The sequence below is a fragment of the Streptococcus mitis genome, from assembly GCF_000960025.1.
Classification (GTDB): domain Bacteria; phylum Bacillota; class Bacilli; order Lactobacillales; family Streptococcaceae; genus Streptococcus; species Streptococcus mitis_DH.
The window spans coordinates 489,922-504,715 of sequence record NZ_JYGQ01000004.1 but is presented as its reverse complement, the minus strand read 5'-3'; the positions used below and the strand labels follow the sequence as shown (position 1 = coordinate 504,715).

Below are 14,794 nucleotides of genomic sequence, written 5' to 3'. Positions count from 1 at the left end.
AGTCAGGCTCTTTTTGTATTACCCTTGTAGCTTTGAGGATTAAAATCCTCCTCCACAAATTATAGAATCTTTTCTGAGTATTTAGGGAGTGATGGAGGAATTGTTGAAAGCGCTTTTGTTTTGTGATATAGTCAAATTGATAGACTTGTTTAAAGAGGAATGCTTGTATGAGAAGAGAAGAAGTTTTACGAAATCACTGGTTTTTTAGTCAAGAGGTGGGGAAAGAGGATGCCTTGGCACCGGATTTTCAGAGGGGAAATTGGCAGGCTATTCAAGTGCCACACGACTGGAGTATTTACAATGATTTTGACCAGTATTCGCCAGCGCAAAATGAGGGTGGTCAGCTAAATGGGGGTCAGGCCTGGTACCGGACGCAGTTTTACTTGGAAGAAGATGTTAGTCTTGTATCGGTGCGTTTGTTGTTTGATGGAGTTTACATGAATGCCCAAGTCTATATCAACGGGCAAGTGCTGGGCTATTATCCCAATGGCTATACACCCTTTTCTTATGATATCACGCCTTATCTAAGAAATGATGGGACAGCCAACCAACTTGCGGTTTTTGTGGAAAATCAGCAACCTAGCAGTCGTTGGTACTCGGGTAGCGGTATTTACCGAGAAGTAAAATTGTTGATTACAGATTCGGTACATCTGGATTTATATGGGATTAAGATAGAAAGTCCCAAGCTCAAGGAACAAAGAGATGGATGGGTGGAAACTCAGCTTACAAGTAAGGTTTCAAATGATGGGCCTCAGTCCGTGTCGGTGTATTTGGAACAGAGTATTTGGTATGATGGCCAACAGCTGTCAGACTGGCAGGCGACAGACTCTCTAGTGATTGAGTCTGGGGACAAATATTCTTTCCAACAAGCAATATCAATTTTTCAACCTTTGCTTTGGGATATTGATCATCCTCACCTTTACCAATTGAAGACTCGACTATACAAAAATGGCATTTTAGTTGATGAAGAAGAGGAGACTTTTGGTTACCGTTATATGGATTGGCAAGCGGATAAGGGCTTCTTTCTAAATGGTCGCTGGTTGAAGATTCATGGGGTTTGTCTGCACCATGACTATGGAGCGCTGGGAGCTGTGGAAAACAGGTCAGCTGCTGAGAGACGATTGCGCCAGATGAAGGAAATGGGCGTCAATGCGATTCGAATTACCCATAATCCAGCTAGCAGTATCTTGCTGGATCTGGCTGCCAAAATGGGCTTACTTATCCAAGAAGAAGCCTTTGATACCTGGTATGGAGGCAAGAAAGAATATGACTATGGTCGCTTTTTTGAGGAAGAAGCGACTCATCCAGAAGCGAAAGCAGGCGATTTCTGGTCAGATTATGATTTGCGCACTATGATTGAACGTGGTAAGAACAATCCAGCGATTTTTATGTGGTCCTTAGGAAATGAAGTCAGCGAAGCAAATGGCGATGCTCATTCATTGAAGACTATCAAACGCTTGCTAGAAAGGGTTAAGGAGGTTGATGGTAGTCGTTTTGTGACCATGGGAATGGATCAATTCCGCTTTGGCGATGGGTCTGGAGGTCATGAAAAGATTGCTGATTTGCTGGATGTGGTGGGCTTGAATTACTCAGAAGATAATATTGACGCGATTCGCAAAAGACATCCCAAGTGGCGACTTTACGGATCTGAAACCTCATCGGCTACAAGGACGCGTGATAGCTATTTTCGCCCAGCTAAGGAATGGGTTGGGGATAATCGCCGCGTGCGGAATTTTGAACAGTCAGACTATGGAAATGATCGAGTTCCTTGGGGGAAGACGGCGACGGCTTCTTGGACAGCAGATAGAAATCGGTTAGACTATGCGGGTCAGTTTATCTGGACAGGAGTGGACTATATCGGTGAGCCGACTCCTTGGCACAATCAAAATGACACGCCTGTAAAGAGTTCCTATTTTGGGATCGTGGATACGGCAGGGATTCCTAAAAATGACTATTATCTCTATCAAAGTCAGTGGTTGGACCTAGATCAGCATCCCATGGTTCATATACTGCCCCACTGGAATTGGGAAATCCACAAGAGTTATCAACAAGTTGTGGATAAGTATGGGGATATCCCTGTCCGGGTGTATTCAAATGCCCGTTCTGTAGAGCTATTTCTCAATGGAAAATCTCAAGGTAGGAAGACTTTTCAGGAAAAATGGACTTCAGATGGCAGAAAATACCAAGAGGGACAAGGTTCTGACCAACTCTATCTCGAATGGCGCTTGGCTTATCAACTAGGAGAATTGCTTGCTGTGGCCTATGACCATCAAGGTCAGCTTGTGGCAGAAGATAGGGTGGTGACTGCAGGTAAGCCTGTTACGATTGGGCTTCATGCCGAAAAAACACAACTTAAGCCAGATGGACAAGACCTCCTTTATCTTTATTTTGATGTATTGGACAAGGATGGAAATTGGGTGCCGACTGCTTCCAATCAGCTTCATTTTAAAATTGAAGGCCCTGCTCGCATTGTGGGTGTGGATAATGGCAGGCAGGCCAGTCGTGAACGTTACAAGGCTCAAAAAAATGGTCGGTTTAAGAGGAAAGCCTTTCATGGCAGAGGTGTCCTCTTAGTTCAGAGTTTGGAGCAGGTAGGTCAAGTGAGAGTAAAGGCCAGTGCCAGAGGGCTAGAGCTAGCAAGTTTTGATTTCCTAGTGGGAGAGGCTTTTGATTGCCAGCCAGTGAAAAATCAGCGCTTATTTGAGATTCGAGTGGACAAGCAGCTAGGATTACAAGAAGGGGATTCCCCAGCTATTGGACTTTATCCACAAATTGTGGATAACCCTGTGAACAAGGTGGGGAATAGTGAAGTGATTTGGGAGACGAGTGGTAGTGCCCAGGCCATTATCAAGCAGGGAGTACTTCATTGCTTGTCTGCAGGCGACTTGGCTATCCGAGCCATGTATCAAGGCAAAACCTATAAAACTCATTTGCAGGTCGCAGAAAATACCTCACTAGGGCAGGCAGTTTCTGTACGACCACTTCGCTTGTATACAGCTAAGGGAACTTATCCACAGCTGCCATCTTCAGTTTTGGTGGACTATGAGTCTGGTAGTGCAAAACGAGTCAAGGTTGTTTGGGAGGAGATTCATGAAGAAGATTTGGCAAGCTTTCATAAATTTACGGTATCTGGTCAGCTGGAAGGGCTGGATTTAAAGGCTTCTGCTCAGGTTTGTGTCCAAGGGATTTGCGCTATTGAGCCTGAAAGGGTTTGGACGCTTGTTAAGGAAGCCCCACACTTACCAGACCGAGTCAAGCTAGTCTTATCAGATGGTAGACGAGATACGGCCAAGGTGACTTGGGATGAACTCGATCCTCAAATCTATACTCAGGTAGGAGAATGCGTTCTCACAGGGCAGGTAGCGGGCTGTGAGTTGCCAGCAATAGTCACCATTCATGTGACAGGTGCCAGTGTAGATGGGGAAGTTATTTCCAATCAGTGGACAGGGTCTAACCTGCCTCTGGTCTTTGCTTCTCACTCAGAGCCGAATCACCCAGCCTCATATCTCAATGACAAGGTCATTGCTCGGAAGAAATCGACAGCCAATACTTGGATTACCAAGTCAGAGCAAGCCAGCGTGGGCATGCTTTTTGGAGATGCAGGGATTTTAAAACCGCGATTTGTGGATAACGTGACCTTGTATTATGTTGAAAATCAAGAATACGTGGCGATGGAGCCTACTTTTATTGATTATTATGTAGGGAATGAGCCTAGCTTACCTCGAACTCCCAACCATTTGGATAAGGATTCCCTGCTCAAGCAAGAGGAGAATTGGCGCCCTGTATCAGCTATCCGAAAAGTTTCAAGCGACAAGGATGAAGAGCTTCGTTTTGAATTTGATAAGGTAGAGACTTATGCCCTTCGTCTTCGATTTGAAAACTTGACAAGCCCTCTAGCGTTAACAGAGTTGCAAGTACATGCCAAAAAAGTTAAGAAAAATGTAGATAGGAAATAGTATGGTAAGAGAAATAAAACCGCATGGGCCCTTGCCTAGTCAGGCCCAGCTAGCTTATTTAGAGGATGAACTAGCAGCCTTTATCCATTTTGGACCCAATACTTTTTATGATCAGGAATGGGGGACGGGTCAGGAGGATCCTGAACGCTTTAATCCGACACAGTTAGACGCGCGTGAGTGGGTTCGCGTGCTCAAGGAAACGGGCTTCAAAAAGTTGATTTTGGTGGTCAAGCACCACGATGGCTTTGTCCTCTATCCGACAGCTCACACAGATTATTCGGTCAAGGCCAGTCCTTGGAGGAATGGAGAGGGAGATTTGCTCCTTGAAGTATCCCAAGCTGCCACAGAGTTTGATATGGACATGGGGGTCTACCTATCGCCGTGGGATGCCCATAGTCCTCTCTATCATGTGGAGCGAGAAGCGGACTATAATGCCTATTATTTGGCTCAGCTGAAGGAAATCTTATCAAATCCTGCCTATGGAAATGAAGGGAAATTTGCTGAGGTCTGGATGGATGGTGCCAGAGGAGAGGGCGCTCAAAAGGTCAATTATGAATTTGAAAAATGGTTTGAAACCATTCGTGACCTGCAGGGCGATTGCTTAATTTTTTCAACAGAAGGCACCAGTATCCGCTGGATTGGCAATGAACGAGGGTATGCAGGTGATCCCCTGTGGCAAAAGGTGAGTCCTGACAAACTAGGGACAGAAGCAGAGCTGGACTATCTTCAGCACGGAGATCCCTCGGGCACGATTTTTTCAATCGGAGAGGTAGATGTTTCCATCCGACCGGGTTGGTTTTACCATGAAGAGCAGGATCCTAAGTCACTTGAGGAGTTGGTCGAACTCTATTTTCACTCAGTGGGGAGAGGAACCCCGCTCTTGCTCAATATTCCGCCGAATCAAGCTGGGCTATTTGATGCAAAGGATATTGAACGCCTCTATGAATTTGCGGCCTATCGCAATGAGCTCTATAAAGAAGATTTGGCTCTGGGAGCTGGGGTATCTGGTCCTGCTCTTTCCGCAGACTTTGCTTGTCACCATCTGACAGATGGCCTTAAGACCAGCTCTTGGGCAAGCGATGCGGGCTTGCCCATCCAGCTAGAACTCGACTTAGGGTCACCTAAAACTTTTGATGTAATTGAGTTAAGAGAAGATTTGAAGCTAGGGCAACGAATCGCTGCTTTTCATGTGCAAGTAGAGGTGGATGGCGTCTGGAAAGAATTTGGAACAGGCTTTACAGTTGGTTATAAGCGCCTCTTGCGAGGTCCGCTAGTAGAGGCACAGAAGGTGCGCGTGATGATTACAGAGGCACTATCTATGCCTGTATTGACTAAGATTTCCCTCTATAAAACTCCTAGCTTATCACAAAAAGAAGTTGTTCAGGGACTAGCATTTGCAGAAAAAAGCCTATCTGTGGCAAAAGGAGAGACTCTTCATTTTAGGATTGAACGTAGCGAAAGTAATACTCCTTTGGAGGCTAAGATTTCGATTCAGCCGGGGACAGGTGTCCATGGTGTCGCCTATCAGGACGAAATTCAAGTCCTTCAATTCCAAGCTGGGGAAAGCAAAAAAGATTTGTGTCTACCAACCCTGCACTTTGCTGCTGATCAGACTTTGGATTTCTATCTCAATTTGACTGTTGATGGACAGTTGGTTGATCAACTTCAAGTACAAGTTTCATAAAATAAAAGAGCCTTTGCACGATACAAAGGTTCTTTTGTCTACTAGCTAGTGACTTGGTAACCAGCTAAGTGTAAAGGTTAGTTGCTCAGCTTTTAAGAGGTCTTGGTGTTGAATGCTAGATACTGGTGCCTTGTTCAATCGGCATTCTTTTACAAAGTTAAAATGGCTGTGGTTTTGCTCAGCATGAATATCTAGCCATTTATCTTCTTTAGCGAGATAGACTCGGAGGTGGTCAAAGAGAGGGATTCCGAGATCATAGCTGGGCTTGCCTGGACAGGTTGGATAGAATCCGAGAGCTGACCAGATGTACCAAGCAGAGAGACTGCCATTGTCTTCATCGCCAGGATAGGCTTCCCAACTTGGGTGAAAAGCTTTCTGACGGAGCGTCTTGATGAGAAGAGCAGTGTAGTCAGGGTAATCGCTGTAACGGAAGAGATAAGGAATGTGGAAGCTTGGCTGGTTGGAAATGGCGAGTTGTCCAAAAGGAGCAGTAGCCATCTCGCTCATTTCGTGAATCTCGTAGCCATAGCCTGTTGTCTCAAAGAGGGGAGCCTCCTGACAGGCTTTTAAAAGATAGTTGCTAAAGGCTTCTTTTCCACCCATAAGCTGGATCAAGCTTGGGATATCGTGGAGGACGCCTAAAGTTGCTTGGATGGCAGAGCATTCGGCATAGTCGCGTCCCCAACTATAAGGAGAGAAATCAGGACGGAAGTTGCCTTGACTATCACGTGCTCGCATGTAACCTGTCTCAGCGTCAAATAGATGTCGGTAATTGTGTGAAGTAGTCTTATAAGTCTCAGCAATCTCTATTTGCCCTAGTTTTTCAGCACAGCGAGCGATACAAAAATCGCTATAGGCATAGTCTAGGGTGTGGCTGACGCTTTCGTGGTGGTCGGTAGAGAGGTAGCCTAGTGCTTGGTATTGGGCTAGTCCGTGACGACCATTGATGCCGAGAGGGTCGGCCTTGCTGGCTGTTTCAAGCATGGCTTGGAGGAGTTCTTCTTCTAGGTCGGGGGCCATGTCCTTGCAGGCGCTATCTGCGATAATACCATCTAAAAGTGTACCTGGCATCATACCCCGTTCATCTGGAGCCAGCCATTTTGGAAGGAAACCAGTATCGCGGTAGCTATTGAGAAATCCTTCTAAGAAGCGGTGACAGTGCTCCGGTACGATAAGGGCAAAGAGGGGGAAGGTGGTTCGGAAGGTATCCCAGAAACCATTGCTGCTGAAGAGGAGACCAGGCTTGACAGTTCCAGTAGCCAGATCCATATGGATGGCTTGCCCTGATTCATCAACCTCATAAAAAGTCTGTGGGAAGAGGAAGAGTCTGTAAAGGCAGTGATCAAAGAAGGTTCGGTCAGCCTCTCCTGTCTTTATAACATCAAAACGATGGAGGAGATTTTCCCAGTCCGCTTGTGCATTTGCTTTACAGTTATCAAAATCTTCTTGAGGTAGATTAAGCAGAGCCTGAGAGTGCGAGATGAAAGAAGTCGCTAGCTGAATTTCAGCATGACTATCTGCTAAGTCAATTCGCCAGTCTCCACCTTCTTGGTTGATAGCAAGGATATCCGTATTCATTTGCAGGGTAGTGAACAGTATCAGTGGATTTTTGTTGGTTTCAGTTTTACCTTCTTGTCGCAGGGCAAGAGTTCGCTTATCTACTTGCTCCACGGTCAGTTCATCTGCTGCGTGAAGATATAGAGAGAGGGCTTTGCCTTGCTTTTGTTCCAAACGAATAGAAGCACCATAGCAAGTCGGTGTGAGCTGGCTTTCAATCTGATAGCGCAGGGAGAAAATTTTCAGATAATGAGGTTGGAAAGAGGCTTTTTCGATATCATAGGAAGACTGGCGGTGAAAGAGGCTGTCTCCACCCAGTTGACCTGTGACAGGTGTCAGAAGGATCCAAGAGTAGTCCCCAATCCAAGGGCTGGGCTGGTGGGTTAGTCGAATCCCCTGAAAGATAGGCAGATGCGGATCGAAAAACCAAGAGCCCTCCTGGTCACTGGTCTGGGGTACAAAGTAATTCATCCCAAAAGGCACGCCTGTGTATGGCAGGGTATTTCCCCGGGAAAAGGCATGCTTGCTAGCAGTTCCAAAGCGAGTATCGATGGTTTCAAGTAGTGGTTTCATAGTCTTTCCTTTAGCTGTTTTTCTACATTATATCAGAAAAAGATAACCTTTAGAAAAGGAGTTTCAAAGATAACTATTTTGTAGAAAAATGACTATCATTTGTGTATGTATTTTCTGTCTCAAAAGCTATATACTGAAAATGAAACTTGTTTGAAAGAGGATACTGCACGATGATTTATTCAAAAGAAATTGTCAGAGAATGGCTAGATGAAGTGGCAGAGCGGGCTAAGGACCATCCAGAGTGGGTGGATGTTTTCGAGCGTTGCTATACAGACACCTTGGACAATACGGTTGAAATCCTAGAAGATGGTTCAACCTTTGTCTTGACTGGGGATATTCCTGCTATGTGGCTTCGAGATTCGACAGCCCAACTCAGACCCTACCTGCATGTGGCTAAAAGAGATGCCCTCCTGCGTCAGACCATTGCAGGTTTAGTCAAACGTCAGATGACCTTGGTGCTCAAGGATCCTTATGCCAATTCCTTCAACATTGAGGAAAACTGGAAGGGTCACCACGAGACAGACCATACCGACCTTAATGGCTGGATTTGGGAACGCAAGTATGAGGTGGACTCGCTTTGCTATCCTTTGCAGTTGGCTTATCTCCTCTGGAAAGAGACTGGCGATACTAGTCAATTTGATGAAACTTTTGTCACAGCGACCAAGGAAATTCTTCATCTGTGGACGGTAGAACAAGACCACAACAATTCTCCTTATCGTTTTGTCCGAGATACGGACCGTAAGGAAGATACACTGGTAAATGATGGCTTTGGCCCTGATTTTGCAGTGACAGGCATGACCTGGTCAGCTTTTCGTCCGAGTGATGACTGCTGTCAGTATAGTTACTTGATTCCGTCAAATATGTTTGCTGTAGTAGTCTTGGGTTATGTGCAAGAAATCTTTGCAGAACTGGACCTAGCTGATAGCCAGAGTGTTACTACAGACGCCAAGCGCCTCCAGTCTGAAATCCAAGAAGGAATTGAAAACTACGCCTACACAAGCAACAGCAAGGGCGAAAAGATTTATGCCTTTGAAGTGGATGGTCTAGGAAATGCCAGCATCATGGATGATCCAAACGTACCAAGTTTGTTGGCTGCACCTTATCTGGGCTACTGCGATATTGACGACGAAGTCTATCAAGCAACTCGTCGTACCATTCTGAGCCCTGAAAATCCATACTTCTACCAAGGAGAATACGCTAGCGGTCTCGGAAGTTCTCATACCTTCTATCGCTATATCTGGCCAATCGCCCTTTCTATCCAAGGTTTGACAACAAGAGATAAGGCAGAGAAAAAATTCTTGCTGGATCAGCTGGTTGCTTGCGATGGTGGTACAGGTGTTATGCACGAAAGCTTCCACGTAGATGACCCAACTCTTTATTCTCGTGAATGGTTCTCTTGGGCCAACATGATGTTCTGTGAATTGGTCTTGGATTACTTGGATATCCGCTAAGGAACACGCTTTAGCGCAACTGATTCTTGGAAAGAATCACAAATTTACATTTAAAACGTTAACAATAAAAATTTAAATTTAGAATGAGGTTTTACTTCATGGAAAATGTTGTCGTACATATTATCTCACATAGTCACTGGGATCGTGAGTGGTACTTGCCTTTTGAAAGCCACCGTATGCAGTTGGTGGAATTATTTGACAATCTCTTCGATCTCTTTGAAAATGACCCTGAGTTCAAGAGCTTTCACTTGGATGGTCAAACCATTGTCCTTGATGACTACTTGGAGATTCGCCCTGAGAATCGCGACAAAGTCCAACGATATATTGACGAAGGCAAACTTAAAATTGGTCCTTTTTACATCTTGCAAGATGACTACTTGATTTCAAGTGAAGCCAATGTCCGTAATACTCTTATCGGTCAGCAGGAGGCTGCAAAATGGGGTAAATCAACCCAGATTGGTTACTTCCCAGATACCTTTGGAAATATGGGGCAAGCGCCTCAAATCCTTCAAAAATCAGGCATTCATGTGGCCGCTTTTGGTCGTGGTGTGAAGCCGATTGGATTTGATAACCAAGTTCTCGAAGATGAGCAGTTTACTTCCCAGTTTTCAGAAATGTACTGGCAGGGTGCGGATGGTAGCCGTGTCCTCGGTATCCTCTTTGCCAACTGGTACAGTAATGGGAATGAAATTCCAGTTGATAAAGACGAGGCCTTGACCTTCTGGAAACAAAAACTGGCAGACGTACGTGACTATGCTTCGACCAATCAGTGGTTGATGATGAACGGCTGTGACCATCAGCCTGTCCAGAAAAATTTGAGTGAAGCCATTCGTGTGGCAAATGAACTCTTCCCAGATGTAACCTTTGTTCATAGTTCTTTTGATGAGTATGTCCAAGCCGTGGAAAGTGCCCTACCAGAGCAATTATCAACAGTTACAGGTGAGTTGACCAGTCAGGAAACAGACGGCTGGTACACACTTGCCAACACTTCTTCATCTCGTATTTATCTCAAACAATCCTTCCAAGAAAATAGCAACCTCCTAGAGCAAGTTGTAGAACCCTTGACTATTATCACTGGGGGTCATAACCACAAGGATCAGTTGACCTATGCTTGGAAAACTCTTTTGCAAAATGCGCCGCATGATAGCATCTGTGGCTGTAGCGTGGACGAAGTTCACCGCGAGATGGAAACTCGTTTTGCCAAGGTCAACCAAGTAGGAACCTTTGTTAAGAGCAATCTTCTTAATGAGTGGAAGGGTAAAATAGCTACGTCTAAGGCTCAAAGCGATTATCTCTTTACTGTTATTAACACAGGCTTGCATGATAAGGTCGATACTGTCAGCACAGTGATTGATGTGGCGACTTGTGATTTCAAGGAATTGCACCCAACAGAAGGCTACAAGAAGATGGCTGCTCTTACCTTGCCAAGTTACTGTGTGGAGGACTTGGATGGTCGTCCTGTAGAGGCTAAAATCGAAGATCTCGGAGCTAATTTTGAGTATGATTTACCAAAAGACAAGTTCCGCCAAGCTCGTATCGCTCGACAAGTGCGCGTGACCATTCCAGTTCACCTAGCGCCACTTTCTTGGACAACTTTCCAATTGCTGGAAGGAGAACAAGAACACCGCGACGGTATTTACCAAAACGGAGTGATTGATACGCCATTTGTAACGGTGAGTGTGGATGACAACATCACAGTCTATGACAAGACAACTCACGAAGCCTACGAAGACTTTATCCGCTTCGAAGACCGTGGTGACATCGGAAACGAGTATATCTATTTCCAACCAAAAGGAACAGAGCCAATCTATGCAGAGCTTAAGGGATATGAGGTCTTGGAAAACACAGCTCGCTACGCTAAGATTTTGCTCAAACATGAATTGACAGTGCCTGTCAGTGCCGATGAAAAGCTAGAAGAAGAGCAAAAAGGTATCATCGAGTTTATGAAGCGTGAGGCTGGACGTTCAGAAGAATTGACAAGCATTCCTCTGGAAACTGAGTTGACTGTCTTCGTTGATAATCCACAAATCCGTTGCAAGACTCGCTTTACTAACACTGCCAAAGACCACCGTATCCGTCTCTTGGTCAAGACACATAACACGCGTCCAAACAATGATTCTGAAAGCATCTATGAAGTGGTGACACGACCAAACAAACCAGCTGCTTCATGGGAAAATCCTGAAAATCCTCAACACCAACAAGCCTTTGTTAGTCTGTATGACGATGAAAAAGGTGTGACTGTATCCAACAAGGGATTGAATGAATACGAAATCCTTGGAGACGACACCATTGCAGTGACTATTTTGCGTGCATCAGGTGAGCTAGGTGACTGGGGCTACTTCCCAACACCAGAAGCACAATGCTTGCGTGAATTTGAAGTCGAGTTTGCGCTTGAATGCCACCAAGCTCAAGAACGCTTCTCAGCCTATCGTCGTGCTAAAGCCTTGCAGACACCATTTACCAGCCTTCAGCTTGCTAAACAAGAAGGAAGCGTGGCTGCGACTGGTAGCCTCTTGAGCCATTCCGTTCTCAGCATACCGCAAATCTGTCCAACAGCCTTTAAGGTAGCTGAAAATGAAGAAGGCTATGTTCTTCGTTACTACAATATGTGTAGTGAAAATGTACGTGTACCGGAAAGTCAACATCTCTTCCTTGACCTACTTGAACGACCATACCCAGTTCATAGAGGCCTCATTTCACCACAAGAGATTCGTACAGAATTCATCAAAAAAGAAGAAATTTAATTTCAAAAAGTAAACATAAAAAGAAAGGAGGGGCGAAAAGGTAAGAACTAACTACTGATTCGCCCCTTTTTATGGTAAAAACAATGACCATTGCAACGATTGATATCGGAGGGACTGGAATTAAGTTTGCCAGTCTGACTCCTGATGGGAAAATACTGAATAAGACAAGTATTCCAACGCCTGAAAACTTGGAGGACTTACTAGCTTGGCTAGATCAACGTTTGTCAGAGCAGGATTACAGTGGGATTGCTATGAGCGTTCCAGGCGCGGTCAATCAAGAGACAGGTGTGATTGATGGCTTCAGTGCGGTGCCCTACATTCACGGATTTTCTTGGTATGAAGCGCTTAGCTCTTATCAGATTCCTGTTCATCTGGAAAATGATGCCAACTGCGTTGGACTCAGTGAATTGCTAGCTCATCCAGAACTTGAAAATGCAGCCTGTGTCGTGATTGGGACAGGGATTGGCGGAGCCATGATTATCAATGGTAGACTTCATCGAGGTCGCCACGGCCTGGGTGGGGAATTTGGTTATATGACCACCCTTGCCCCTGCGGAAAAACTCAATAACTGGTCGCAACTAGCGTCAACTGGGAATATGGTGCGATACGTGATTGAAAAATCTGGTCAGACTGACTGGGACGGTCGCAAGATTTACCAAGAGGCCGAAGCAGGAAATACCCTTTGTCAAGAAGCTATTGAGCGCATGAACCGCAATCTGGCGCAAGGCTTGCTCAATATTCAGTATCTCATCGACCCAGATGTCATTAGCCTAGGTGGCTCCATCAGCCAAAACCCTGACTTTATCCAAGGGGTCAAAAAAGCTGTCGATGAATTTGTCGAAACCTACGAAGAATACACGGTCGCACCAGTCATCCAAGCCTGCACCTATCATGCAGATGCTAATCTCTACGGTGCCCTTGTCAACTGGCTACAGGAGGAAAACCAATGGTAAGATTTACAGGAATTAGCAGTAAACAACATCAAGCTATAGAGTTGCTTCAAAAGCACATTTCTCTACCAGATGTAGAGGTAGCTGTCGCTCAGTCTGACCAAGCCTCTATCTCTATCAAGGGTGAGGGTGGTCACTATCAATTGACCTACCGCAAACCTCACCAACTTTATCGTGCCTTGTCCCTGTTGGCAACATCCCTAGCAGAAGGTGACAAGGTAGAGATTGAGGAACAAGCAGCTTATGAAGATTTAGCCTACATGGCAGACTGTTCGAGAAATGCGGTGCTGAATGTGGCTGCTGCCAAGCAGATGATTGAGGTCTTGGCTCTCATGGGCTACTCAACCTTTGAGCTTTACATGGAAGACACCTACCAGATTGAAGGGCAGCCTTACTTTGGCTATTTCCGTGGAGCCTACTCAGCTGAGGAATTGCAGGAAATTGAAGCCTATGCCCAGCAGTTTGACATGACCTTTGTGCCCTGCATCCAGACTTTGGCCCACTTGTCAGCCTTTGTCAAATGGGGTGTCAAAGAAGTCCAGGAGCTCCGTGATGTAGAGGATATCCTTCTTATCGGCGAAGAAAAGGTTTATGACCTGATTGATGGTATGTTTGCTACTCTGTCTAAACTACAAACTCGCAAGGTCAATATCGGGATGGACGAAGCCCACTTGGTTGGTTTGGGACGCTACTTGATTCTGAACGGTGTTGTGGATCGTAGTCTCCTCATGTGCCAACACTTGGAGCGCGTGCTGGATATTGCTGACAAATATGGTTTCCACTGCCAGATGTGGAGCGATATGTTCTTTAAACTTATGTCAGCAGATGGCCAGTACGACCGTGATGTGGAAATTCCAGAAGAAACTCGTGTCTACCTAGACCGTCTCAAAGATCGTGTGACCTTGGTTTACTGGGACTATTATCAGGATAGCGAGGAAAAATACAACCGCAATTTCCGCAATCATCATAAGATTAGCCATGATCTTGCCTTTGCAGGGGGAGCTTGGAAGTGGATTGGTTTCACACCCAACAACCATTTCAGCCGCCTCATTGCTCTTGAAGCCAATAAAGCCTGTCGTGCCAATGATATCAAAGAAGTTATCGTAACTGGTTGGGGAGACAATGGTGGCGAGACCGCTCAGTTTTCTATCCTACCAAGTTTGCAAATCTGGGCAGAACTCAGCTACCGCAATGACCTAGACCGTTTGTCTGCACACTTCAAGACTAATACAGGTCTATCAGTTGAGGATTTCATGCAGATTGACCTAGCCAACCTTTTACCAGACCTACCAGGCAATCTCAGTGGCATCAATCCCAACCGCTATGTCTTTTATCAGGATGTTCTCTGTCCGATACTTGACCAGCACATGACACCTGAACAGGACAAACCGCACTTCGCTCAGGCTGCTGAGACGCTTGCTAACATTAAAGAAAAAGCTGGCAACTATGCCTACCTCTTTGAAACTCAGGCCCAGTTGAACCAGATTTTAAGTAGCAAAGTGGATGTGGGACGACGCATTCGTCAGGCCTATCAAGTAAACGATAAGGAAAGTCTGCAAGCAATCGCAAGACAAGAATTACCAAAACTTAGAAGCCAAATCGAACACTTCCATGCCCTCTTTAGCCACCAATGGCTGAAAGAAAACAAGGTCTTTGGCTTGGATACGGTCGATATCCGCATGGGCGGACTCTTGCAACGCATTAAGCGAGCAGAAAGCCGTATCGAAGCTTATCTGGCTGGTCAGCTGGACCGTATCGATGAGTTAGAAGTGGAAATCCTGCCATTTACAGACTTTTACGCAGACAAGGGATTCGCAGCCACAACAGCCAACCAGTGGCATACTATTGCGACAGCTTCGACGATTTATACAACTTAATA

Annotated in this window: 7 protein-coding genes; 6 read left to right on the top strand and 1 reads right to left on the bottom strand. The window is 45.5% G+C overall.

Annotation, left to right across the window (positions count from 1 at the left end; all coding sequences use genetic code 11):
* The first annotated feature begins 167 nt into the window (after positions 1–167).
* Together TZ91_RS09385 and TZ91_RS09380 are read left to right on the top strand one after the other, a co-directional pair.
* The gene (locus TZ91_RS09385; protein WP_050492418.1) at positions 168–3,956 is read left to right on the top strand and encodes a glycoside hydrolase family 2 TIM barrel-domain containing protein; all 3,789 of its coding nucleotides are present in this window, start codon (positions 168–170) and stop codon (positions 3,954–3,956) included.
* Position 3,957: 1 nt separating this feature from the next.
* Positions 3,958–5,640: an alpha-L-fucosidase gene (locus TZ91_RS09380; protein WP_033687559.1), complete on the top strand. Its 1,683-nt coding sequence runs from the start codon at positions 3,958–3,960 to the stop codon at positions 5,638–5,640.
* A gap of 45 nt (positions 5,641–5,685) precedes the next feature.
* On the opposite strand, the gene TZ91_RS09375 is transcribed toward TZ91_RS09380, so the two are convergent.
* Positions 5,686–7,770, bottom strand: coding sequence for a GH92 family glycosyl hydrolase (locus TZ91_RS09375; protein WP_033687558.1), 2,085 nt, complete (start codon positions 7,768–7,770; stop codon positions 5,686–5,688).
* Between the two features lie 170 nt (positions 7,771–7,940).
* Here TZ91_RS09375 and TZ91_RS09370 point away from each other — a divergent pair, with 170 nt between their 5' ends.
* The 4 genes from TZ91_RS09370 (at position 7,941) to TZ91_RS09355 (ending at position 14,792) form a co-directional block, all read left to right on the top strand.
* Positions 7,941–9,221: a glycoside hydrolase family 125 protein gene (locus tag TZ91_RS09370; protein WP_033687556.1), complete on the top strand. Its 1,281-nt coding sequence runs from the start codon at positions 7,941–7,943 to the stop codon at positions 9,219–9,221.
* A gap of 98 nt (positions 9,222–9,319) precedes the next feature.
* The gene (locus TZ91_RS09365) at positions 9,320–11,965 is read left to right on the top strand and encodes an alpha-mannosidase (protein WP_033687554.1); all 2,646 of its coding nucleotides are present in this window, start codon (positions 9,320–9,322) and stop codon (positions 11,963–11,965) included.
* Positions 11,966–12,048: 83 nt separating this feature from the next.
* Positions 12,049–12,918 (top strand): ROK family protein, encoded by an 870-nt coding sequence (locus TZ91_RS09360; protein ID WP_033687552.1) that lies wholly within the window; start codon positions 12,049–12,051, stop codon positions 12,916–12,918.
* The gene (locus TZ91_RS09355; RefSeq protein ID WP_033687551.1) at positions 12,912–14,792 is read left to right on the top strand and encodes a beta-N-acetylhexosaminidase; all 1,881 of its coding nucleotides are present in this window, start codon (positions 12,912–12,914) and stop codon (positions 14,790–14,792) included. Before TZ91_RS09360 ends, TZ91_RS09355 begins: the two co-directional genes overlap by 7 nt.
* The last annotated feature ends 2 nt before the right edge of the window (positions 14,793–14,794 follow it).